17 protein-coding genes, 3 pseudogenes and 1 other annotated feature (1 of these 21 only partly in view) are annotated in these 25,014 nt (G+C 40.0%); of the genes and pseudogenes, 3 read left to right on the forward strand and 17 right to left on the reverse strand.

Features of this window, described 5'->3' with window-relative positions; genetic code table 11:
- Positions 1 to 27: 27 nt before the first annotated feature.
- Together DW739_RS11235 and DW739_RS11240 are read right to left on the reverse strand one after the other, a co-directional pair.
- Positions 28 to 1,704 (reverse strand): AAA family ATPase, encoded by a 1,677-nt coding sequence (locus tag DW739_RS11235; RefSeq protein ID WP_107001443.1) that lies wholly within the window; start codon positions 1,702 to 1,704, stop codon positions 28 to 30.
- A 228-nt stretch (positions 1,705 to 1,932) separates the two neighbouring features.
- Positions 1,933 to 3,480 carry a glucan-binding protein gene (locus DW739_RS11240; protein ID WP_107001444.1) on the reverse strand — a complete coding sequence of 516 codons (1,548 nt, stop codon included), beginning with the start codon at positions 3,478 to 3,480 and terminating at the stop codon, positions 1,933 to 1,935.
- A 106-nt stretch (positions 3,481 to 3,586) separates the two neighbouring features.
- Here DW739_RS11240 and DW739_RS11245 point away from each other — a divergent pair, with 106 nt between their 5' ends.
- Both DW739_RS11245 and DW739_RS15365 read left to right on the forward strand, forming a co-directional pair.
- A complete protein-coding gene (locus DW739_RS11245; protein WP_243023769.1) occupies positions 3,587 to 5,053 on the forward strand; it encodes an RNA-binding domain-containing protein in 1,467 nt (488 codons plus the stop codon).
- A 75-nt stretch (positions 5,054 to 5,128) separates the two neighbouring features.
- A pseudogene (locus DW739_RS15365) lies at positions 5,129 to 5,343 on the forward strand (type II toxin-antitoxin system YafQ family toxin); the annotation flags it as partial.
- Between the two features lie 231 nt (positions 5,344 to 5,574).
- Here the strand turns inward: DW739_RS15365 and DW739_RS11255 are convergent.
- The gene (locus DW739_RS11255) at positions 5,575 to 5,862 is read right to left on the reverse strand and encodes a hypothetical protein (RefSeq protein ID WP_107001445.1); all 288 of its coding nucleotides are present in this window, start codon (positions 5,860 to 5,862) and stop codon (positions 5,575 to 5,577) included.
- A gap of 102 nt (positions 5,863 to 5,964) precedes the next feature.
- Complete coding sequence (locus DW739_RS11260) at positions 5,965 to 6,285, reverse strand: AAA family ATPase (RefSeq protein WP_107001446.1); 321 nt, start codon at positions 6,283 to 6,285, stop codon at positions 5,965 to 5,967.
- 245 nt (positions 6,286 to 6,530) lie between these two features.
- Between DW739_RS11260 and DW739_RS11265 the strand changes: the two are divergent.
- Positions 6,531 to 7,000 (forward strand): annotated as a pseudogene (locus tag DW739_RS11265) (glucan-binding protein); the annotation flags it as partial.
- 66 nt (positions 7,001 to 7,066) lie between these two features.
- Here the strand turns inward: DW739_RS11265 and DW739_RS11270 are convergent.
- The 13 genes and pseudogenes from DW739_RS11270 to leuS all read right to left on the reverse strand — a co-directional run.
- Positions 7,067 to 8,032 (reverse strand): annotated as a pseudogene (locus DW739_RS11270) (IS110 family transposase); the annotation flags it as partial.
- A gap of 194 nt (positions 8,033 to 8,226) precedes the next feature.
- The gene (locus DW739_RS11275; RefSeq protein WP_118743075.1) at positions 8,227 to 9,189 is read right to left on the reverse strand and encodes an acyltransferase family protein; all 963 of its coding nucleotides are present in this window, start codon (positions 9,187 to 9,189) and stop codon (positions 8,227 to 8,229) included.
- A gap of 25 nt (positions 9,190 to 9,214) precedes the next feature.
- Positions 9,215 to 11,863 (reverse strand): polysaccharide pyruvyl transferase family protein, encoded by a 2,649-nt coding sequence (locus DW739_RS11280; RefSeq protein ID WP_118743076.1) that lies wholly within the window; start codon positions 11,861 to 11,863, stop codon positions 9,215 to 9,217.
- Between the two features lie 30 nt (positions 11,864 to 11,893).
- The gene (locus DW739_RS11285) at positions 11,894 to 12,868 is read right to left on the reverse strand and encodes a glycosyltransferase family 2 protein (protein WP_118539143.1); all 975 of its coding nucleotides are present in this window, start codon (positions 12,866 to 12,868) and stop codon (positions 11,894 to 11,896) included.
- 1 nt (position 12,869) lies between these two features.
- Positions 12,870 to 13,880, reverse strand: a complete 1,011-nt coding sequence (locus DW739_RS11290) for a glycosyltransferase family A protein (RefSeq protein ID WP_118539141.1) — start codon at positions 13,878 to 13,880, stop codon at positions 12,870 to 12,872.
- Positions 13,877 to 15,718, reverse strand: a complete 1,842-nt coding sequence (locus tag DW739_RS11295; RefSeq protein ID WP_118743077.1) for a DUF4422 domain-containing protein — start codon at positions 15,716 to 15,718, stop codon at positions 13,877 to 13,879. Before DW739_RS11295 ends, DW739_RS11290 begins: the two co-directional genes overlap by 4 nt.
- A 26-nt stretch (positions 15,719 to 15,744) precedes the next feature.
- A complete protein-coding gene (locus DW739_RS11300; protein WP_333490955.1) occupies positions 15,745 to 16,482 on the reverse strand; it encodes an ABC transporter ATP-binding protein in 738 nt (245 codons plus the stop codon).
- 30 nt (positions 16,483 to 16,512) lie between these two features.
- A complete protein-coding gene (locus DW739_RS11305; protein WP_107001635.1) occupies positions 16,513 to 17,301 on the reverse strand; it encodes an ABC transporter permease in 789 nt (262 codons plus the stop codon).
- A 2-nt stretch (positions 17,302 to 17,303) separates the two neighbouring features.
- On the reverse strand, positions 17,304 to 18,464 hold the full coding sequence (locus DW739_RS11310) for a glycosyltransferase family 2 protein (protein WP_118743078.1): 1,161 nt from the start codon (positions 18,462 to 18,464) through the stop codon (positions 17,304 to 17,306).
- A complete protein-coding gene (locus DW739_RS11315) occupies positions 18,427 to 19,797 on the reverse strand; it encodes an exopolysaccharide biosynthesis polyprenyl glycosylphosphotransferase (protein ID WP_107001637.1) in 1,371 nt (456 codons plus the stop codon). The genes DW739_RS11310 and DW739_RS11315 overlap by 38 nt, the downstream gene beginning before the upstream one ends.
- A 100-nt stretch (positions 19,798 to 19,897) precedes the next feature.
- The gene (locus DW739_RS11320; RefSeq protein ID WP_182427985.1) at positions 19,898 to 20,893 is read right to left on the reverse strand and encodes a glycosyltransferase; all 996 of its coding nucleotides are present in this window, start codon (positions 20,891 to 20,893) and stop codon (positions 19,898 to 19,900) included.
- Complete coding sequence (locus tag DW739_RS11325) at positions 20,868 to 21,563, reverse strand: transcription termination/antitermination NusG family protein (RefSeq protein ID WP_117795021.1); 696 nt, start codon at positions 21,561 to 21,563, stop codon at positions 20,868 to 20,870. Before DW739_RS11325 ends, DW739_RS11320 begins: the two co-directional genes overlap by 26 nt.
- A 712-nt stretch (positions 21,564 to 22,275) precedes the next feature.
- Complete coding sequence (gene leuS, locus DW739_RS11335) at positions 22,276 to 24,687, reverse strand: leucine--tRNA ligase (protein WP_022360162.1); 2,412 nt, start codon at positions 24,685 to 24,687, stop codon at positions 22,276 to 22,278.
- A 195-nt stretch (positions 24,688 to 24,882) separates the two neighbouring features.
- Positions 24,883 to 25,014: a binding site (T-box leader), on the reverse strand; it runs 107 nt beyond the window's last position.

Raw genomic sequence — 25,014 nt, forward strand, 5'->3', positions numbered from 1 at the left:
AGGTCGAACGTTGTACCGTTTACTAATTCAATCTTTCAAATATACCAGGCAGCGTTTCTTAAAAAAAGCAATTCCATAACACAAAATTTTATCATAGGAATCCTCAAATTCTTTTGCATACATTTTTTCATCGATCTGGGCAAGTGCTTTTTGGCAGGATTGTTTCATCTGGTCAAGCGTGCTGGAATATTTCACTTCAAAAAGGGCCAATTGTCCATTTTCAGAGTCGTAGACAATCACATCGCTTCGTCCTTCTCCATGCTCTTTATTCGACTCCACCACATAACCGGCACCAGTAAAAATACCTGCCAGAAATGCATGGTAAAAGTCTTCTCGGTAATCATGATAACTGATGGTTTTTCTTAAAAGTTTATTCATCTCATCCGTCATCCTGTCGCTGTTTCCATCCCATACCGCATGAAATAATTCTGTGCGGTTCCAATGCTTCGTTGATTCGTTAAACCATTTTATAATTGTTGACTCAAAAATATCTTTGATTTCCCTATTCGGAATCATCAACGCGGTTGTTCCATCTGGAATAGTTTCTTGAATATCCATCTCTCGAACGCGCGTCAGATAACCGGTTAAATATAAAATACTCCATAAGTTATCCTCGGAAGAATGAAGATAATCATAGGTTAAATTTTCTTCAATCTTTTGGAAAATATATCCGCCGGACAATAATTTTTCCAATTTCATTGTGATACTGCTTCCAGCATAATCAATGAAAGAGCGAATAATTGCATTATCGCTTGTATTCTTCCAATAACTCTCAGGCTTCATGGAAAGATTATGCTGAAGATCCCGAAGATAATTCATCACATCCCACGGGCAATATACATCAAAGCATCCGAAATGATAACCGTCATACCAGGCTTTAATTTCATCCGAATATTCGGCAGTATTGGATTCCTTTAAAATCTGATTTACATCGTTTTGTGTAAAGCCAAAATATTCATTTAATCGAGAATCTGTGATGGTATCCGAAACAAAATTATTGGTTCCAGTGAAGATACTTTCTTTAGCAATTTTCAAGCATCCTGTCACAACCGCAAAGCAGAGGCTGGAATTATCTTTTAATGAGGTACTCATCATTGCTTTCATGATTTCCAGCATTTCCTGATAATACCCATTGCTGCTTGCTTTCGCAACGGGAACATCGTATTCATCCAACAAAAGAATAACTGTCTTCCCATAATAAGCCTGCATCATTTTCATCAAAATCAGGATAGAACCCTTTACATCTGTTGCAGATGCAGTCTGATTTTTTAGTCGTTTAAAAATCTCTTTATATGCATCGCTGACGGCATCGCTTTGCTCCAAATAAGAGTATTCGATGCATATCTGGGATATGACAAATTTCAGCATATCAAAAGCACTGTCAAATGTAATCCCATCTACATCCTTAAAGGTAATAAAAAGAGTCGGACGCTGATTCATCCATGTTTGACAAATAGCTGATTCATGACTGATTTCCAAATCTTGAAATAACGAATGGTTATCATGTCGAATATCGAAAAAATGTTCCAGCATACTCATAGCCAGCGTCTTTCCAAATCGTCTGGGGCGAGTAATCAGCGTGACGTTTGCTGTGCTTTTCTTTAATAATTCCGAAATGAGTCCCGTTTTATCCACATAGTAATATCCATTTTCACGTATCTGAGAAAAATCCGAGACGCCAACCGGAATATTAAGATTCGTCATAGAATCATCGCTCCTTTCGAAAAATCAGGCTGTTTTTATTATCATATCATGAAAGGCTGGGGGAAACAAGGTGGAGAAAGAGATTGAACAGATAGAAAAAGTCCCCTGGGAATCACCCTAACAAAAAAGGGTTGTTACACCATATAAGTGCACAACCCTTTTCATTTTATTCAGATCTGCCACACGTTTGTGTAACAGCTCTTCTTTAAATGTTATTTGAGATATAGATTATTTATTAGCTACAGCGTTCTGTGCTGCCTCGTAAGCATCTGTATTCTCGTAGTGTGTAACGCCCAGTGCATCCTGATAAATTGCATTGTCGAACAGCTCAATCTTCGGTAATGTAGCGGCGTTCTTATAGGTGCCCTCAGAACCATCTTTAGTAGAAGAGGCAATCTCGTATGTGTTTCTGAACGTAAACTTAACGTCATCACCAAAATTTTCTACATCATACTCTTTAGAAGTAGATTTCTGAAGTTTACCTTTGTTGTTTACCAGATAGTATTTCTCGCCTACAACATAGATTCTGTAATCATCATCTGCTTCCAGTCTCTTGCCATTCCAGTAAAGGTAACCGGATTTCTCACCTGTATAACCCTGACCATTCTTACCATTCTTGGTCTCGAAGTAGTAGGTGTAGTTATCATCCTCTTCTTCAACATTAGCAATCTTGCCGGTCTTCATATAACCATCATTGTCGAAGTAGTAGAATTTCTTATCGATCATCTGTAAACCAGTCTGCATCTGACCAATTTCATTGAAGCAGAAGTTCTTGCCATTGATCTTGATCTTCTTGGTATATACTTTAGCACCGTCATCAGTTAAGTCAGTATTGTTCTTCTCACCGTCATCAGCTTTCTTAGCCTTACCGTCTTTGAAGTAATACCAATCGGTATCATCGCCTGCCTTAAGTGCATCAGCACCATCGATCTGATACCAGCCATCAGCTCTCCAGCCCTCTTCAACTACGTTCATGTAACGTACTTCAGAAGCGGTAGCTTCGATGGAATCGCTATCCAGTTTTGCATTGGAAGCCACGTTTGCTTTAACACCATTGATCCACTCATACAGCATCTGACCATGATTGTTGAAGTAGTAGTATTTACCGTTGATCTTTTTCTGCTTAGCGTCTTTGTACATCTTACCGTCGCTACCGAACCAGTACCAACCTTCTTCATCACACGGATCATCATCATCCTGAGAATCATGGCTTACGGCATCTGCTGCATCTTTCTCATCATCATCTTCGGAATCCGGAGCAGCTAACCACAGCCAAGAAGAGTTGGTTCTAGCACCGTCATCCTCTTCGCCTAAGTAGTATACGTTGTTGTTAGAATCAGCATACCAACCATACTGCATTTTTCCATCTTCATCGAAGAAGTAAGTCTTGCCATTGATCTTTTTATCATCAGAAGTGGTCTTTTTACCCTTGCTGCCGAAGTAGTACCAGCTTTCGCCATCCTCGTCCGGATCATCCTGATCGTCATCGGACACGGTCTTCTTCCACTCGTTAGTCAGCATATGACCATCTTCAGCTACATAGTAGTCATCGTCTACCCAAGAATCTGTCAGCATGTTGCCGTCATCATCCAGATAGAACCACTTACCACCGTCTTTTTTCCACTCGCCTGTTACCATCTCATCGTCGCTGTCATAGTAGTGCCAAACACCAGCGTCATCTTTCTCCCAACCAGCTGCGAAAGAAGTCATGGAAGCACCCATAGCGAGTAAAGCTGCTGCAGAAAGTACTGCAACTAATTTAGTCTGCTTTCTCATAATTAATGCACTCTCCTTTTTACTTTTTGAAATATTTTTCTCGAAATCCTAACTGCATTACCAGGTCATTATACTTCGGATATAGAAAAGTATCGGGAGGTGGGATTTGTCGATTTTTCGTTTCTTTTTTTCGTTGACTTTTCTTTCTTTCCCAAATACAATAGAAGAAAGAAAGAAAGAAAGAAAGAAAGAAAGAAAGAAAGAAAGAAAGAAAGAAAGAAAGAAAGAAAGAAAGGTGAATAGTATGCTTTCGTTTGAGAATCAAGAGGTGGAATTTAAGCAAGAATATGTACCTGAGATTCGAAAAGAAGTAATTGCCTTTGCAAATGCTTCTGGAGGTACTATTTTGATTGGTGTTAGAAAAGATGGAGCAATTATTGGCGTAGATGATCCAGATGCAATCATGCTTCAGGTTGCAGGTTCTTTAAAAGATTCTATCGCACCTGATATTATGCCTTTTGTCAATATAAAAACTGTGGAAATTGACGGAAAAACGGTCGTTGAAATTAATATTGCAACAGGAACGAATCGTCCATATTATATTCGGGAAAAAGGTCTAAAGCCCAGTGGTGTATATGTTCGAAAAGGAAGTTCTTCACAACCCATGACAGATGAGGGCATCCGGGAAATGATCATTCAAAGCGGCAGATGTTCCTATGAAACAAGCCGAAGCATGAATCAGGATTTGACATTTGAGTATTTTGAAAATGAGATGCACAAACGAAAAATTGCGTTTGGAAGATCACAGATGCAAACATTAAAACTGATAGGTGATGATCATTTATACACAAATCTTGCATTGCTATTATCGGATCAATGTGAAGTAACAACAAAAGTGGCTCTTTTTCAAGGAACAGATAAAGCGGTTTTCAGAGATAGAAAGGAATTTTCTGGTTCTATTTTAAAACAATTGGAAGACGTTTATCAGTTTATTGATTTAAACAATAAAACGCAAGCCAGTTTTTCGGGTTTAATCCGTATTGATAAAAAAGATTACCCAGAAGAGGCAATCAGAGAATCTCTTTTAAATAGTATTGTTCATCGAGATTATTCGTTTAGCGGAAGTAATCTTATAAATATTTATGACGATCGTATAGAAATTGTCTCATTGGGAGGATTGGTTTCCGGACTGGAATTAAATTCTATTTTTCTGGGTGTATCGCAGCCAAGGAATCCTAATTTAGCAGCTATTTTTTATCGCATGATGTTAATAGAAAGTTATGGTACAGGAATTGGAAAAATTCAACGAGCCTATGGAGATAACGAAAAAAAGCCTTTTTTTGAAACAGCAAAAGGTGTTTTCCGTGTTACACTTCCAAATAGAAACGAAGGAATACAAAAGCTGTCAAAACCAAGGAAACGTCTGGTAGCAGTTTACCGACAGCCGCTATCTTCTGAAAAAGCTGAAATTCTCTCATATGTAGCAGAGCATAAAAAAATAACAAGAAAAGAAACCGAAGCGCTTTTAAATATAGGTACAACAAAAGCGTATAGGATCTTAAAGGAATTATCCAGTGCCGGAAAATTGCATATAAATGGTTCTGGAAAAAATGTTTATTATACAGGAGAGTAAGCGATTAGCTAAATCAGAACTTAAACGTGCAAACTGGAAGCTCGGATTCCGATTCAGCTTTGCTGACCTGAAAAGATGAAAGAAACCAAATATACCGTTAAATACACGACCGGTTTCAAAAAAGACTACAAACGAGCCATAAAGCGTGGCATGAAGATCGAGCTGCTGGAGCAGGTCGTAGCATTGCTGGCAATGGGCGAGCCGCTGCCGGATAAGAACCGCGACCATGACCTGTCCGGCGATTGGGCAGGTCATCGGGAATGTCATATTCTCCCGACTGGCTGCTTGTGGATGGTGTTTGTCAGCGTGTCAAAATTCTCATACTTGTCAATCAAGGCTATAAATTTCTCTGCTGATTTCTGGCTCTGCTCGTAGCCGGTAACAGCCTTTTCCAGTTCCGCGATCTCAATCTCAAGTTCGTCTTGAAACAAAAATGCTCTAAGTGATTTCTTCACTAACCATGACAAATATCATGATTAAGAAGTCACTTAGAGCATATATCACTTCTTGTTTATCTGTCTTTATTTTTCTTTTGGCTGCACGCAGCGGCTGAATCCCCGCTCGCTTACATAAAGTACGGCTGCGGCCGGAATTGCTGTTACGCAGACAACCAGCAGGTTAAAAATCCATTTAAAATTGGTAATGAAGTGCAGGCTCTGCGGAACTGTGATTTTATCATATAAAAATGCCAGAATCTGTGGATCTCTGGTTAAAGTAAATGCTAAAAATGCCACTCCGATTCCCAGCACAATCGCCATGCCAAAAAGGATTCCCCAGACACTCCAGGTTGTTTTTGTATTAGCTGTCATACTCGATTGCCTCCTTAAAATTGATGGCTTTAGTGTAACGCAAAGATGTGTTCCTTTTGTGAAGAATACATAAAATTTCTGGTTATCTTTGTAAAAAGTATTTTATATACAAAAAGCAGCATACAGAGGCACGATTTTCTTGTTTTCATCAAATACAATTAATGTTGTTTCGCGGACAATCGTCTGACTGGATATATGAGAAAGAATCGGAACCAAGTATTCAGGACTAATGTCTTCATCAAATGTCTGCTTAAGCTTTGGATTTGTATCAAAATTAAAGTAAACAGTATTTTCGTAATGGGTACGTCCAAATTCGAGAACAGAATAGGTTTTGCCTACCTGTCTGGCCCCCTGCAATATCAATGGTTTGCGATGTTTACTGTTTTTCCAGTATTCTAAAAATATTGTAATTTTTCGATACATGAAAACACCTCCCGATACTTTTCCATATCCGAAGTATAATGACCTGGTAATGCAGTTAGGATTTCGAGAAAAATATTTCAAAAAGTAAAAAGGAGAGTGCATTAATTATGAGAAAGCAGACTAAATTAGTTGCAGTACTTTCTGCAGCAGCTTTACTCGCTATGGGTGCTTCCATGACTTCTTTCGCAGCTGGTTGGCAGAAAGATGACGCTGGTGTTTGGCACTACTATGATAGCGATGATGAGATGGTAACAGGCGAGTGGAAAAAAGATGGCGGTAAATGGTTCCACCTCGATGATGAGGGAGATATGGAGACCAACACATGGGTAGACGATGACTACTATGTAGGCGAAGATGGCGCTATGCTGACAAACGCTTGGAAGTATACTATGTCTGATGATGATCAGGATGATCCGGATTCCGATGGTAAGCATTGGTACTATTTCAACAACAAGGGTAAAAAAGTTGCTGATCAGGATAAGAAGATCAATGGTAAGACATACCTTTTCAACGAAGATGGTGAGATGCTGTATGGTTGGCAGGATTGGCAAGGAGCTATTTACTACTTCGGTGAAGAGATGGATGGCGCAAGAACAGAGAATAAGTGGCTGTGGCTTGAGAAATCCGGTATGTTAGATACTGATGAGGATGTACAGAAAACAGTTCCTGGTTGCAGTGAAAATGACATCTGTGATGACGAAGGTTGGTACTGGTTCAATGCTTCCGGTAAGATGTACAAAGACGCCGCTAAGAAGAAAATCAACGGAAATCCTGCAAGTTTCTGCAGTTCCTTCGGATTGTTGAAGCGGCTGATATCACCTACTTCTGCAAGGAATCCTGACACTGTCCTGATTCCCACACCTTTGATCTCTAACAGCTTTTCAGCCATCGGAATCTTTCTTATCAGTTCTTCAATTAGAACCATAACTTCCTGTAGACGCGTATTTCTGGATTCATAGTCCTCCAGAAGCATTCGAATTTCCATTCTTGCAGACACCGCACCTTCTTTGCTTCCAACGCTGTGCTCAGCAGCTTCTATCAGGGTCTTCGCCCTCGCCTTTCCAACTGCTCTTAACTTCTCATCACGCCAGATTTGGTTCACTCCATCGATACCTAACGTCAGGATATCTTCAGGGAGTGGTGCTGCTTTAAGGATTAGCATTCCGCTCTTGGCATCCGGCTTTCCGTATACCGTCTTATATTCAGGAAAATATATATTGAACCAACGACTGATTCTGTTTTGAATTCTTGTAAGTTCCGCCTGTAACTGGAATCTTATGTTTGATGCTGTTCTAAGATCAGCATAAACACCATCCGGCAGATATGGGATCATGTAACGTCCCTCCCTAACTAATCCTGCTATAACTTTCGGATCCTTACGGTCGTTTTTAGTCGGATTATTGTCGTCGAGTTCTTTTGATTTTTTCACATGGTGAGGATTTACAAGCACCGGTTTCATTTCATTATCCTGTAGAAACTTTCCAAGATTGAACCAGTAATGCCCGGTCGGTTCCATACCTGGAATCACCTTATCCTTCTCATGTCTTTCTTTGAGGTCCAGGATCCATTCCTTAAATGTCACAAATCCAGCCTCTGTGTTGCTAAACTTAAATGGCTTCTTCGAATACTCGATTCCTCTGTAATCAAAAGCTCTGGCATAGTGCATTTCACTTCCGACATCAATTCCGAGTACCAAAGTTTTTTCTGTAATAGCTTCAATTTTTGCGTTCTGTGTGTTAGACTTCATTGTAGATACCTCTCTGTATAATAAGATTTTTACTAACCTGCCAGTCAGTAGTCTTATTGTACTCTGAGGTATTTTCAATTTTCAACGCCTACGCTTTTTATTATACAGGAGCTCCTTTTATGGCAGAAAATATTTTCTGCATATTTTGTTTTTTTGCATTAATTTAACAACAATCCCCACCGTTAAGAAAAGTATTATTCCACCAAATAATCTATATACAAAGTTTTCATAATACTTTTTTTCGTGAGGTATAAAAACAAATCTATAAAATACCAATGCATTAAATAAACACCAAAAGTCGATCCATTATAAAAAGAAATTATCTTTTTATAAAAATATTTTCGTTTTTCAATAAATGATTTTATAAGCAAAAATATTGCAATTGAATACACAATACACGGAACGTTCATATAACCTTTAAACATTCCATTAATATATCCATCTCTATATGATAAATACCAGGTTCCAAAAATATGTATAATCAGCCCAGCAAAACCTGCTCCATAAATACAATATCTCCATCTTTTTTCTATAGCCACATTATCAATTAAATATCCACACAACGCGTAAAAAATATACTGATCACCAAAATAATTTTTCAAAGCTCCATTATATGTAATCTTTCCAGGAAATACACTCGACATAAAAGGAATCCAATAATTAAACATAAAAGATGTCACAATAATATAAAAAAAACATTTTATCCTTTTTTCTTTCGGTATTAATGATATTACAGGAATAACTAAATAAAGTGAAAAAAGTCCAATAAAAAACCAATATATTGATACATATTTTGTGTTTATTATACCATCTATTATTGCAACAACAGAAGATGTATCTTGCTCCATTCTTTTAAATATCGCAAAATACAAAGTAGCAATCATGCTCCACAAAACAAAAGGAATTAAAGATTTTTGTATTCTTTTTTTGAGAAACACTCTTGTTCCATATTTTTCTCTGTAATCAATTGTAGTAACACCAGTAATCATAAAAAACACTGGAACAGCAAAGTAAAAAATACACTCAATAAAATTGGCAGAAATCCAGTATGATTCATAACTAAATTTCCAAAATGCATTATTAGTATGAAGAATAACCACAGACAAACAAGAGATAACATTTAAAACATCAATATAATATTTATATTTTTCTTTCATCTCATCATTTTCAATAAGTTCACACTTATTTATTCCTCCTTCTACATATTATTTTCTTCATAATTATTCTCGGAAAAAATGTAATCATCTTCCCAATTTTATAACTCCACGAAGATTCAATCTCATATTGTTCTATTCTTTTTAAATATTCTTGCTGTTTCTCTTCTAAGTACTTTATATATGAATTCAATCCATCCAATCGAAGCCTATGATCTTCTAGTTGCTCCCACTGTTTTTTGTTTGTTTCCATCAAATTTTCTTCTAAGCGTTTTATATATGAATCCAATCCATCCAATCGCAATCTATGATCTTCTAATTGCTCCCATTGTTTTTGATCCGTCACCATTAAATCATTGTCCACATGTCCTATCAGCCAATCGATCCTTCCGTTTAAACTGTCATACTCAAACTTCCTACGTTTTTTTTGCATTTTCTCTAATCGATCGCTATAAGTACATGCCATATCATAATCTGAAACTTCGCGTTTTGGAATCGGATTCTCTATTGCATTTTTTAACCAGCTTATGCACCGTTCTTTCTCTTTTTCAAGTAAAACATTTACATTTTCATAAGAAATCTCTTTATTTTTTAGCAAAAGTACTTCTAGTTTCTCTTCTGAATCTATAATCCGCTCTTCTAAATGCAATAATTTTAATAACGAATAGAAACGACTGGCTCCTCTGTCTTTATTTATATATACCGCAAATGGTTTATTAAAAATAATTGCAAAGCAAACTCCATGGAATGAATCCGTCATTACAAATTCACAATTTTTTATATGCGCCAGCAACTCTTCATTTCCTAAATTGCTTAATGTTGGTATATTCCACATCCATTTTAATGTATCTTCCTCGTTCCATACATCTGAAGCTGCATAACTTTTTAAATTTAATATTTTTTCAGCCAAATGCATCAACTTTTCTTTCTCATCATTCGGATCAAGAATATATCCAAAAATAGACGGATTCTTATTTAATCTTTCTTTTCCTTTTTCAAGCAAATCCTCCCAGCTCTTTTTATCACATAAAAAGACCGGATCCAAAACCCACTCAGCTGATACACCAAATTCCTCTTTTGCTAATTTTATCCCTGTTTTTTCTCTCACAGAAAAACAATCAAACTTTTGCAAAAAATAAGAAAGTCTTTCTTTCTGTTCCTGACTTCCAGAAAAATGGTCTTTTGCAAATGAGGCTGCATAAGCAATTTTTCTTTTATTATTATTTACCCATTCTAAGTCTGCATACCCATCCAGAAGCTGAAACATTTCTCCAGTAAATAATTGATCCGAACCCACAATGAAAGTGTCACAATAATTATTAAATTCTCTTTGTCCAGGATATCCATTCTTCGCAGGTAAAATAGCATATTCCGGATATGGTATTTCTTTATATCTACAATATTTGTACGTCGGATCCCATTCACTTCCTTTCGGTTGCGATAACATAACTGGAAAATATCCCATATTAACCAATGTCCTGTAAAGTGCATAATAAGTCAATGCACCTCCACAGTTTATATTCATCCAAGGACCCACGATTCCTATTTGGTATTTATGTGCAAGCGCACATTTGACAGCATTAATAAAATCGCCTTTCTTATATAGATGCTCAAAATATCTTCTACTAATATTTCCTTTTATTTCATCATGAATTCGGTTATCAACAAGCCATTCAACCGGTGTTTCACGATACAAAGAAATATTTTTTAATATTTTTTCAAACAATTGATAACCTTTTAAACTATTAATGATAACTGCACTGGTTCCACCATCATCATCGAGCATCGCATCTCGTTCTCGTATTCCCCAATAATCTCCTAACGTAATATCAGACACATGTGGTAATTCTGCAAACTGACACTCATAGCAACAATTTCTTAATATCAATTCACTGTGAAATCCTTGCTCATACTCATTCAGTTCATATTTTTCCATTATTCTTGTATTATCTTTATAATTCAAGAACATATTCCTAGAACTATTTCTCCACCCTTTTTCTTTCGTTCTAAATTCTACTGATTCAACTTCTTTTTTTTGAGAAGCATCAATATAATCCCGAAGCATTTGATATGATGGAACTCCATGGCACAACGTGTCTATTATAAAAACTCCTTCACCCTCATCTTTATCTAACACATTTTTCAAAGCCGCAGCCTGGCAGGGTGTGCCACTAAATAACACCAACCTATTCTCTGCTCTTAGTTTTTTAACTTGTCTATAAACTTTTCCTATATCGCTTTGAACATACTTAGATTTTCTCAATCGTCCTAATTCTTTTATACTTTCTATTTCTATATGGGATACTTTACAATCATCTCCCATCGCTGCTCCAACAACAGCACCACCACATCTTAAAATTTCCTCCGCAAAAAGAGTAAATGCACCTCCTGAAGAACTCTTTTTTCTTACTTCATCATTTGCTTGTACAGCATAGCATTTAAGAATCTTATCTTCTTTCTCCGGTAAGTTCAGTACCGGACAAGCTTTTCTGCACATATCACATTGGATGCATAATGTATTATTAATGAATGGACTTACAAAACCGAGTTCACCAGGTATCATCTCAATTGCCCCAACAGGACATACGTTATCACATGCCGCACATCCTGTACAAAACTTATCAGAATCTTCTATTTCTTTTAATAAAAAATTTTCCTCGTTTTTATATTCAACCATAGTTCACTCTCTTTCTAATACTATCCGCTTTTACAACCATCCTAAAAGCAAAAAATACAGCCATGCTAAATTGTACTTAAAATTAGGCAATTCTCCCATTTTTATTCTCTTGCTTAACTTCCATAACCTTCTTTTTGTTTTTTTAAATCTCTCAATATCATCTTTTCGATATGGATACATATTTCGCAAATCAGTAAAATTAAAACCAAAATAAAACTTTAAAGCACCTCTATATGCCTTTTCATTCTTTCCTCGCAGTTTGTCCAATATAATATCATATGCATCATATGCATTAAATTGACGTTTCTCCCATTTTTCAGGACTTTGTGTTAAACTGGACGGAAGGTACCGGTATTCATATAACACATCCGGTATCAAGATAATTCGATCCATTTTTTCAAGCACTTCAATAATCCACAATTTGTCTTCGTATGTATAAACTCTATCTGTAAATTTTACAATGTTTCCATATTCTCTTCTTATTTTTTCTGCATTCCATATTTTATTCCATGGATACCCTCCACCACACAAAAAATTATCCGATGCTATTTGAAATGCCATTTCAGAAGCATCCAATGTTATATCCTTATTTGTCACTTGATGATCCGTTATTTCTCCTTCGGCTGTAAAATCTTTCCATCCAAACACAATACAATCAGCTTCCGACTTTTGTATTTTTTTTAAGGCTATTTCCCATGCATTTGAAACTAATCTATCATCCGAATCAATAAATGTTAAATATTTTCCTTGAACTTGAGCTAATCCAGTATTTCTTGCCGCACTAACTCCTGAGTTTTTTTGATGAATTACTTTTACCCGTTCATCTCTCAGCCTATATTCATCACATATCTCTCCGCAATTATCTGGTGATCCATCTTCTACCAAAATTAATTCAAAATCTTTTAAAGTCTGTCCCAGTACACTTTCAATCGAACTTCTTAAAAAGGGTTCTGGTGTCTTATATATTGGCATAATAGCACTAATAAGGGGTTGATTTTCTTTCATCTTAATTTGTCAACTTTCCATCTTTTGTGAATCGATTATCCTTTTTCTTTTTATACGACGCTAAAATTGAATATCCCCAAAAATGTGTCTTTCTCAAAATATCCAATTCTTTAAAATGAATTTGATTGTAATAAAACGGTGCTTTTTCTTTTAACATAAGATCATATTTAATCAAATTATTTTTATGTTCTTTACTAACCGATATGTAAAACATAATTAAATATTGCCAAAAGCATGTTCCTAATAATAATTTGTCATAAATTTTCTTAATCTCCGGCCGTGAAACATTCTTCTGTAAATAATCCAACGAAACCTCTATTACTTTATACTGTTCCATATAATGTTTCTCAAAACCACTAAGGCTCATACTCTGTCCCACAGCTGCACGGCGATAGTAATAAATTGGTTTATCAAAAAATGATATCGAATCAGCCTGATTACATGCTTTCAAAACAAATTCTGTATCTGTGTAAAAGCAATGTTCTGTTACTTTTACTCCTCCTTTTTGAAGTAATTTTGTTTTTATTGAAAGACTGTGCATAAATGGAGCAAATTCAGGAATATCTTTTATCAGATATTTTTTCAATAAGTCACAACCAGGATTACAATCTTCTGTTGTAATAATTTTTCCCGTCTCACTATCATATGTAATATATGGAGAAATAACTAAATCACTAGGCTCACTTTTTAAATATTGGATAAATTTATTTAAAGCTTCTGGCTCATAATAATCATCACCATCTAATTGTTTAAAATACACTCCTCTTGCTTCTTTGATACCACTATTTACAGTAGAACCCCATCCCCCGTTTTTCTTCTTTATTAATCGAAAAGTATCCGGATACAATTCTTGATATTCTTGTGCAATAGCTGTCGTATGATCACCCGAACCATCATCTACAATCATAATATCCAATTCATCCAATACTGTAGATTTTAAAAAAGGATCTAAACATTCTTTTAACGTAGATTCAACATTATAAGCTGCAATTGATATCGATAATACTTTCATTTACGACCTCCACTTTTTTTCAAATACCACAACGTATACCCAATCCCATGATCTCTGACGCACTGGATACCTCCCAGAATTTTTCTGCTCCACTTCCGCTTTTCTTCTTTTTCCTGAATCGAAGCAAGCGTCATATCTCTAAGAAGTGTTTCATAATACGGTGTGCGTCTGGCATACTGCCAAAATACACTTCCAAAATCCATCTCTGGATGCTTCCATGGTTTTTCTGAGCCTGCATAATGAATGATTTTCGGATGTTTTCTGGCTTCCAGATACATTTCATTTAACCATGCCGGCGCTTTTGTTATAATCTGCTCTTTTCGTATTCCGGCATAATCGACCATCATGTTCCAGGACATATCTATATAGCGGACTCTGCCCTCGCAGAGTTTGTTCAAGATATCCTGATCCAAGAGCTGAAATTTCCTGGATGCTGCATATTGAAGCTTTTTCTCTACCGTATAGGTTGCCCGAAACGTTTCCAGGTTTATTAGCAACGTTCCGGCCTGAAAATACTGATAAGGATGTTTTAATTGCAGCACCTGATCCATGTATGCTTTTTTATTTGGCTCATAACCGTTATAGAGCCCGGCTGTATCTGCATCGTAACACGCTCCCAGCAGATAGCCGTCAATTGATTCGTTATACAATTTTGCAACATCGTCCAGTACAACCATGTCCGAATCAAGATACAAAATTTTTTTATAATCTGGCAGCAACTCCGGAAGAACCAGTCTGAAATAGGTTTCTATACTAAAATGCCCTCTGATATAAAAAGAACATCCCTGTATATACGGCGTCGGATTGAGATAGCGGATTTTAAAATTACCTTTATCCCCTATTATGAGTGAAAGAATTTTTTTACTTTTTTCCGATATATCTTGTGTCAGTACAAGGATGTCATAATTATTTTTCTGCTCCGCCTGTTCGCAAATACTTTGCAGGAGGACTGCCATATATGGAACAAATTTTTCGTTGCAGGCAGCTGCGATTGCAATATTATTTTTCTCGAACGCTGGAGATACATTTCCCTGCAAGGCAGGCTCTGTATGAAACAGGATAACTGTTTGTAAACTTTTTATTTTTATTTGTCGGGTTCTCTTAAGATGCAGATAGTAAAGCGTCAAAAGGCGTTCTCCCAGATGCCCTGGTGTTCTTCGGCCTTCTATGGAATAATCGTGCAGATTGGAGCGTTTTTCAAATTCTGACAAGATATCAAACAGCCACTCCATATATTCATGAAATAACTCCTTTTTCATGATATACATATTGCAAAAACAAGTATATTTTCCGTTCAGATATTCTTTCAGATCTTGTACATATTCCGGATGTTTTTCCTGTACAATCGAAACGATGCAGTCCAGGTCTTCTATATGAAGAGAATCCCCGTATTGATACTGTTCATAGACATTCGTCGCCTTTCCAGGCATGGATGCTACGTTTTTCTCTTCTGATATGATCAAATCATAGGAAGTAACCACTTTCTCTATCTGTTTATCCGAGAGCCCATATTTTTCTTTTATTGCATCAGAGAATGTATCTTCCCGCACATTTCCCCAACGATCTTCCCGATATTTTTGTTCTGAAAAACTTAAGTATCTGCGATAATGAAAAAATCCGTAATAGTCTGCCTCCAGATTTTTCCAGGCCCAGTACTGCGCTGTCAATTCACAATACATTGGATTTTTCGCAGATATCTGATCCCCTGTATCATCTGAAAGCATTTGTTCAAATCGTCTTGCTGATCCAGATGCCCCCACCTGGATTGGAATCAAAATTTTACTGTCCAGCAGGGCCGTATCTTTATGACACGCTATGAGAATTTTTATATTACTCATTGAATTTTTCTCTATTCCTCTTATCTTTATGCCAAACTGTCCATGTATTGTTTCGCTATCTCATCCACATTTCCTGCGCCTTTCACTATGCCTTTTTGAAGCCACAGCGCATGATCACAAATCTTTTGAACCGATTCAATCGAATGTGAAACATAAAGCAGCGTTGTTCCTGCTGCCCGCATCTCATTCATCCGTTTCTCGCACTTTTTCTGAAATGCATAATCTCCAACCGAAAGGACTTCATCACAAATCAAAATATCCGGCTTCACAATCGTAGCGATTGCAAATCCAAGTCTCGCCGCCATACCGGAAGAATAGTTCTTAATCGGCATATCCAGAAAATCCCGCAGTTCTGCAAACTCAACAATTTCATCGAAATGCTGTTCCATAAATTTCTTATCATGACCCAATACAGCACCGTTCAGAAATATATTCTCTCTGGCTGTCAGATCCCCATCAAATCCAGCTCCCAGCTCAATCAGCGGTGCGATGCTTCCGTTGACAGTGATTTTCCCTTTATACGGTTTCAGAATCCCGCAAATTGCTTTTAAAAGGGTCGATTTTCCAGAACCATTGACTCCAATGATTCCCCAGGCTTCTCCTTTTTTTACTTCAAACGAAACATCGTTCAGCGCCAGAAACTCTTTAAACATCAGCTCATGCTTTACAAGTTTGATAAAATATTCCTTCAAATTATCGATTTTTTCCGACGCCATATTAAAGCGAATTACTACATGTTCCGCTTTTACAGCACAGTTATTCATATCCATATAGGTTTCTCCTATTTCAAGCAGTTAAATATACAGTATAAAACGATCCTGATTTTTCATAAAACACAGGGTTCCGACAATCAAAACGCCCAAGGCAACCAGACTCCCCTGCAGTATCATCCCCCATTCCGGCAGCTGCTGCATCAATACAACCGTTCTAAACTGGGTGATATACGAATAAAGAGGATTAAATGTCATAATCCCCCACCGTATTCCTTCCGGAAGCTGATTGATCGGATAAAAAATAGGTGTCAGATACATCCATCCCGTCATAAAAGCTGCATATATATACTGAACATCTCTGAAAAACACGGTTGCCTGCGACAAAAACAAACCAATTCCTGTACTAAATACATATACCTGTAAAATAATGACCGGAATAAAAAGCATATACCAATTTAAAGGAACTCTGCATACAAGCAGGACAATCAGCATAGCTCCCAATGAAAACAGCATATTCACACAGGAACTCGTGACTTTAGAAAGTGTAAAAATATATTTAGGCACATATGTCTTTTTCAGCAGTGATGCATTGCCTGTGATAGACCACATTGCCTGATTGGTTGATTCTGATACGAAATTAAATACAGTCTGACCAATAATCAGATAAACCGGATAATCCTGAATATCAAAGCGGAACATATTGGAAAAAACAATTACCATAATCATCATGATCATTAAGGGATTTAAAATACTCCACAAATACCCCAAAAAACTTCTTCGATATTTCAGTTTGACATCTCGTTCAACTAATTGCTGCAAAAGATTTCTATAGCTATATAATCCATTTAATCTTTGTCCCAATCGACCCATTTTTAAAAGCTCCTATTCATCTTACTAAGCGCCCACACCGCCGCCCGATACAGCCCATACCGGCTTACCCGCAGCAGCTTCACCGCCTTATTTCGGTTCGCATGGTAAATCTCCGGATAGTCCCGAAGTAATTCATCTTCAAACTGCATCAATGCATGCTTTACTTCCTTGCCTGCCGGAAGGCTCAGAAGTATCTTCACTCTCCCAGCTGCCACCCTGGCAATTCCATTTTCAAGATACTGTAGCTTTTCCTGACTGCATGGAAGCTTCTTTCCGTCTTTTCCGGTAAGTGTTCCACCCTGATACAGCCGATAAAATGACAGCAGGGATTCCATCACCCGGTCATAATTTTCCTTATTCCTGATCATCTTCTCCGGGCTGACACTCTGTCCTTCCCGGCCGATCCGGTACTGATAGACAAAGTCCGGGATAAAGGATACGGTCTTGACCCACGGAATCGGATACAGGATGTATTCGGCATCAACGTAATAGCAGTGTTCATCGATGGAAAGCGGCATCTTCCGCAGGATCTCTGTTTTCCATGTGATTCCATGCATTTTCATGTAAATCTGGTCTGCGATTCCATCGAATTCATAGGAAATCCCATATTTCACCCCTGAAAATGGTTCCGGAATTTCTGCTTTTTTCGGAAAGGAGCTTTCCTCTCCGCTTCCGTTGTCAAATCGCCAGTAGAAACCGCTGACCAGCACATCATCCCGACAGTTTTTCAGCGCAGCAATCAGATGATCCAATGCCTCCGGATCCACCCAGTCATCGGCATCGACTACTTTCATATATCGCCCCAATGCATTCTGGATGCCGCAGTTGATCCCAGATCCATGACCGCCATTTTCTTTATGAATGACACGGACAACGGTCGGATAGCGCTCCGCATATTGATCAGCAATCGCACCGGTTTGATCCCTTGATCCATCGTCTATAATCAATATTTCCATGTATTCGGACCAATCCATACCTGGTTGAAAATCAGGCATTCTTGCTGATACGGTTTGAATGTTTGATTCCGTTTCATTTCCTGTCCAGCTCTGATTTTTCTTTTTCAAATCCCGGTCTCTGCACCCTGCGCACAGTGAATCCAGGGTATATGTGATATATTTTTCTGCGTTATACGCCGGGATGACGACTGTCAGAAGCTTTTCCATTGTCTGCGACTCCTTCCGTACTCTCTTTGAGCATCATGATCTTCGGTGTCATCAGGATGAGCTTCAGGTCAAGAAGCAGAGAGTAATTTCGTATGTAAGTCAAATCCAGTTTCAGTTTGTCATAGGACGTTGTATTGTATTTTCCATAGACCTGCGCATATCCGGTCAGTCCGGCTTTCATCTTTAAGCGGTAGCAGAATTCCGGGATTTCTTTCTCGATCTCCGCCGCCAGCTCCGGGCGTTCCGGACGCGGTCCTACGATCGACATTTCACCTTTCCAGATATTGAAAAGCTGCGGCAGCTCGTCCAGGCGAGTTCTCCGAAGAAAATGTCCCACCGGCAGGATCCGATCATCGTGTTCCGCTGCCAGTCTCGCCCCGGTTTTTGCCTCCGCGTTCTGGATCATCGTCCGAAATTTGCAGATCTGAAATTCTTTTCCGCCCTCTGTGAGACGGGTCTGCTTGTAAAAGACCGGACCGCGGTCGGTCAGGTAGATCGACAGCGCCACCAGAAGAAAGAATGGAGATAATACCACGATTCCGATGCTCGAACAGATGAAATCCATCGCCCGCTTAATAAATCGCTGAAGATCCGATATGCCATCATTTCTCGATAATAGCAGAGGACTGTCAAAGATATCTAATTCCTGGGAAGTCCGGATCAGAATGTCCGATAATTTCGGCACCGTGTAGGTCCGGATATCCTGCTCAAAACATTTCTTTAAAAGCGCATTTCGATCCTTCGCCGGAATATCTCCGATAATCAGGGCATCATATTTTTTCGCCTCTTCGAGAATGGCTTTTATGCCGACGCCGATATGAATCGCCGTTTCCAGATAATACTTGTCCTCTCTGGAATGAATCTTTTCCATCAGGTGAAAGGCCGGACGGTCTCCGCATACCAAAAGCATCCTTCTTGGCGGAAACAGAATCCTGTATATCTGCTGAAACAGGAACGTCCAGATCAGTGCAATCAAAAGCTGGACAACCGTCATCCCAAGCAGTATCCGGGGATCATGAAATTTTTTATCTAACAGAGAAATCTGAATATACGTAATCAGATTTAAAAGTCCGATCGAAAGGATCTGAGAACAGAGCAGATTTCCTTTTTTCAGGTATCCGATCCGGAATCCCCCGTAAGTCAGCAGGAAAAATAGTAATAGTCCCGCATACAGGGCGATCATCAGCCAGTTTCCTCTTCTCCAGAACGGAAATTCGATCATTTTGTTGAAATATCCGTTCCAGACATATCCATAAGCGCCAACTTCTGCCCCCATCAGGAGCAGCGCACCTATCAGACGGAACAGTCGTTTGAATGGTTCATATTGTCTCAAAATAGTTCCTCTTCTTTTTGTTTTTATTCAGGCCGAACTCCCCAGAACCCAACATGTAATTCTATTCCAGGTAATCTGCCTGTTTCTTTTTATAGGAACACTAAGCATCCTCTGAAAGCGTTCCTCTCAATTTTTTCTGATAGAGTATTCCACGCACGGATGCCGGAATCAGACTTGCAGTAACGCGGATCGCGCAGTTTCGCAGATACTCTCTTCTATTTAAAAATCCACTTTTAAAAAACGTTTTCTGCAGATTCAGAGCGGCCCTGGCATAGGACAGACCGCCGCGGCGTTTGATCATCCCATTATCCGTCCTCGCATACACCAGAATATCCGGAAGATTTTCTGCTTTATATCCTGCCTGCAAAAGGCGGACCCACAATTCATAGTCCTCCGCCCCCGGAACCGGATGATAGTTTCCCACCGCCAGCACAGCTGAACGCCGCATCATGACGGCCATATGGTTCATCGGATTGCGCTTTCTGGCAAACGTTAAAATTTCTTTATATTGGCAGGGAAGTGACCGAATTCCAGTGATTCTGCCCGGCGGAAACAATTTTCCATTCATCCCACTTCCAATTTCACCTCTATCTGGCGCATTTAGGTTATCTACATTTTCCTGTTCTGGCACTTCTGCTGCGGCAAATTCTGCAATTTTTCCGCTCAGAAGTCCGAGTTTCCCCTGTTCTGCTTTCTTTCCCAGCAATTTGCCCGCTGCTTCTTCTGCATATCGTTTCAGCTGCTTTTCACAGCGATCCGGACAGGCAATATCATCACTGTCCATGCGGGCGATCCATTCATTTCGGCACGCTTCTACACCTGCTGCCAGCGCCCGTGCGATTCCGCCGCATACAGGAAGGCGAAGCACCTGCAGAACTCCCGGCCATTCCCGGTCAATCGTCTGGATCGTTTCATCCAACACTGGTGTCAACGGTCCATCGCATACCAGGACAAATTCATCTGGAGGAATCGTCTGATTCATCATGCTGGCTGCCGCCTGATAGAAATACGCTGGATTTTCTTTGTGATATACCGGCATCAGAACCGAATATTTCATACACTCATACTCATTATTCTGCTGCCAGCTTTGTTCCATCGTTCTCCGCTCCATGTAATCTTGTTATCTTTTTTGATGGGTTCTTTCCAGAGACCGATACCCGGCTAAAATCGTTTTCCTGGAAATCTCCTGAAAGATTTTTAGGGTTCAGGGGTCCTTTCTTTGGGAAAACTGCCTCCGGATCATCTTCCATCCGGATTGCCAGCTCTACCTGTCGTGCTTCGTTCAGCAGTTCTGCCTGAATCGTCACGATTCGTTTCCGCAGCCGCTTCCGGATGATCTTTGGCAGCATCTCACCAAGCACTCCTTCCGCCCATTCGATCTCCCCCGCGTCATTTGCCCGCACCAGAAACCGCCGGACGGTGTGAGAAGAATCCTCCCGAAGAAGTTCTTTCAGAAATTTCTCTTCCTCTTTTTTTAAGGGGACTGCCGTTCCATATGGATGCGCTTCCGAACCAGCATTCAGAAATCGAACCAGCCCCGCCAGACATTTCACTCCGTCTTCCAAAACCGGCTCATCCGCCGTGTCCACAAACACATAGCCCGGAAACATGACTTCCGTATCTACATAGTAGACACCGCCCATCCGCCAGGTCCGTTCTTTGGACAACACAAAACAAGGCTTTTCAGCCTTATCCCGATAAAAATGATTCAGTTTTTCTGCCGCTTCTGCCTCGCGTCCCACAGGTGTCTGCACCACGTACCACATACAGGCGTTCTCCCTTTCATGTTTGCGATTTTCGCAGAATATCTAGTTCTGCGAAAATCTTCAATCATTATACGATACTTTCAAGGTTAATTCAATAGAAGTTTCTCCCAAGAATCTCTTATGAAATTATTAAGTCATCATTTCTGAACAAAAATTTCTGAAATTCTCATATAATATTTCCCTTTGCTTTTGAAGTTTTTGTCAATACGGCATTTGGGTTCTGCATATAAAACCTTTTATTTTCGCAGAACTAGATATTCTGCGAAATTTTTTATTCTGATTTTTCTAGCTACAAGCTATTATGTTGCATTTATGATATAAAATTTATCTTTTGAATTGGTAGACTTTTTAGACAATTTTATTGAACGATAGCACTCCACACCTTCGCTTCCTCCCAGAAGCTTCATGTGGAATGTTTCGTATAGACAGCAAAAAAGCATTCCAAATGAGTTTTTCCTCATCAAGAATGCTTTTTGCATTCAGGGCTGATTGAAATGCCGAATTGTCCGGGTTGACAAACATTCCCATATTCACCTATCCCTTCTGAAATCACATAATTTTATTTTATCATTTAGGAAATCAAATAGCAGGCACGCGAAAAAGGAGCGGGCAAAAAACAGCGACCACACAGTTTTTCTCCCCTGTATGGCCGCTGACCTTATCTGCACAGAAAAGTCACAGATTCTTCTGCTTCTTCCCATGCCGTTTTTATTTATTTCATAACAATATTCACAATCCGTCCCGGAACGTAAATTTCTTTTACGATATTTCCAGTCAGCTTGTCCTTGATAGCCTCTTTACCAGCGGCGATGGCATCTTCTTTGGAGATGTCTGCCGGTACGGTAATGGTCGCGCGGACTCTGCCGTTGATCTGAACGGCTACCTCTTTCTCGTCATCCTTCATCTTCTCCGCATCACACTCCGGCCAGGAAGCGTGGAATACGCTGTCGGTTCCGCCGAGCTCCTGCCACAGCTCCTCGCCCAGATGCGGTGCGAACGGTGCCAGAAGGATGGTAAAGGTCTTGAGGGTTTCTTTGTCGATGCCGCCCTCTTTCTTTGCCAGATCGATGAGCTTGTTGTTGTACTCCATGAAACCGGAGATAACGGTATTCAGGCTGAACTGCTCGAAACGCTGCTCAATGTCGAATACCAGTTTGTGGCGCAGTTTAACCATTTCCTTAGTTTCTTTGATATCTTTGTCCTTGCTGGTCATAACCAGGTTGTAGAAACGGTTCAGGAAACGGGATACGCCCTCGATACCGCGGTCATCCCACTCTGCATCCAGTTCCGGCGGTCCTACGAAAAGCTCATAGAGACGCAGGGAATCGCAGCCGTAGTCGCGTACCAGATCGTCCGGGGATACGACATTTCCTTTCGACTTACTCATTTTGATACCATTCTTACCAGTGATCATACCCTGGTTGAACAGCTTCTTGAACGGCTCGTCGAAGTCAATAACACCGATATCGCACAGGAACTTGGTGTAGAAACGGGAATACAGCAGATGCAGTACTGCATGTTCAACACCGCCGATGTACATATCAACCGGCAGATATTTGTCTGCTTTCTCACGGGATACCAGTTCTTTATCGTTCTTGTTATCTACATAGCGCAGGAAGTACCAGGAAGATCCCGCCCACTGCGGCATGGTGTTTGTCTCACGTTTTGCCGGAGCGCCGCAGCACGGGCAGGTGGTGTTGACCCACTCGTCGATGGCTGCCAGCGGGGATTCGCCGGTACCAGTCGGCTGATAGCTTTCTACCTCCGGAAGTTTTAACGGAAGCTGATCCTCCGGAACCGGTACATTGCCGCACTTCGGGCAGTGTACGATCGGGATCGGCTCGCCCCAGTAACGCTGACGGGAGAATACCCAGTCACGCAGCTTATAATTGACTCTCTTGTGACCGATACCTCTCTTCTCAATCATTTCCGGCGCTTCTTTTTTCAGTACGGAAGATTCCATACCATTCCACTCGCCAGAGTTGATCATCGTGCCGGATGCCTCGGTATACGCCTCAGTCATGTTCTCGATCTCTTTGCCATCTTTTGCGATAACCTGGATGATCGGGATATTAAATTTCTTTGCAAACTCGAAGTCACGGTCATCGTGTGCCGGTACGCACATGATAGCGCCTGTACCGTAGTCAGCTAATACATAATCAGACAGCCAGATCGGAACCTTCGCACCGTTGATCGGGTTGATTGCATAAGTTCCGGTAAATACGCCGGTCTTTTCCTTATCCTGCAGACGGTCTACGTTGGAACGCATGGAGGAATCGAAAATGTATTTCTCAACTGCCTCGCGGGTCTCATCGGTTGCCAGGCTCTTTGCCATCGCGTGCTCCGGAGCCAGTACCATGAAAGTTGCACCGTACAGGGTGTCCGGGCGGGTGGTGTAAACGGTGATCTTCTCATCGCGTCCCTCTACGCCGAAATCAACCTCTGCACCGTAAGATTTACCGATCCAGTCAGTCTGCATCTTTTTAACCTTCTCCGGCCAGTCCAGTTTGTCCAGATCATTTAAGAGGCGGTCTGCGTACGCGGTAATCTTGAGCATCCACTGACGCAGGTTTTTCTTGGTAACCGGGGTACCGCAGCGCTCACAGCAGCCGTTGACAACTTCCTCGTTTGCCAGACCTGTCTTACAGGACGGGCACCAGTTGATCGGGAATTCTTTCTCGTATGCCAGGCCTTTTTTGAACATCTGGACGAAGATCCACTGGGTCCATTTGTAGAATGCCGGATCTGTGGTATTTACTTCCATATCCCAGTCATAGATGGCTGCGATCTCGTTGATCTGACGTTTAATATTTTTAATGTTGGACTCGGTCGAGATAGCCGGGTGTACGCCCATCTTGATCGCGTAGTTCTCTGCCGGCAGACCAAATGCGTCCCAGCCCATCGGATGGATCACGTATTTGCCGCGCAGCAGCTGATAACGGCTCCATACATCTGAAATAACGTAGCCTCTCCAGTGACCAACGTGCAGACCACTTCCGGACGGATATGGGAACATATCCAGGCAGTAATATTTTTCTTTCTTTCCATCGTTTACATTGATGGGATGTTTTTCCCAGTTCTCGCGCCATTTTTTCTCAATGGCGGTATGATTGTACTGTGACATCTTTGTTCCTCCTGTTTTCTGCTTAACCCACGCTGATTTTTTGCTATTTCCTGTCAAAATCCGGCTCCAGTCTCTAAAATGATGATTCATTATTGCAATCGACTGATCCGTTGGCAGTTGCATAACATCCAACCCTTGCGGACATTCTTTCAATCCGGTAACGTCAAAAACGCCCTGCGTCTCTACATTACCTGTATAGAGACGCAGGGCGAAAATTCCAACTGCGCGGTACCACTCTATTTCACACGGAATCCGTGTGCTCCTCATCGTCCTGTAACGGCGGATGACCGGCTCTGTCTACTCGGGTATTCAAAAACACTTCTTTCA

The sequence above is a fragment of the Clostridium sp. AM28-20LB genome (genome assembly GCF_003480665.1).
Lineage (GTDB): Bacteria > Bacillota > Clostridia > Lachnospirales > Lachnospiraceae > Otoolea > Otoolea fessa.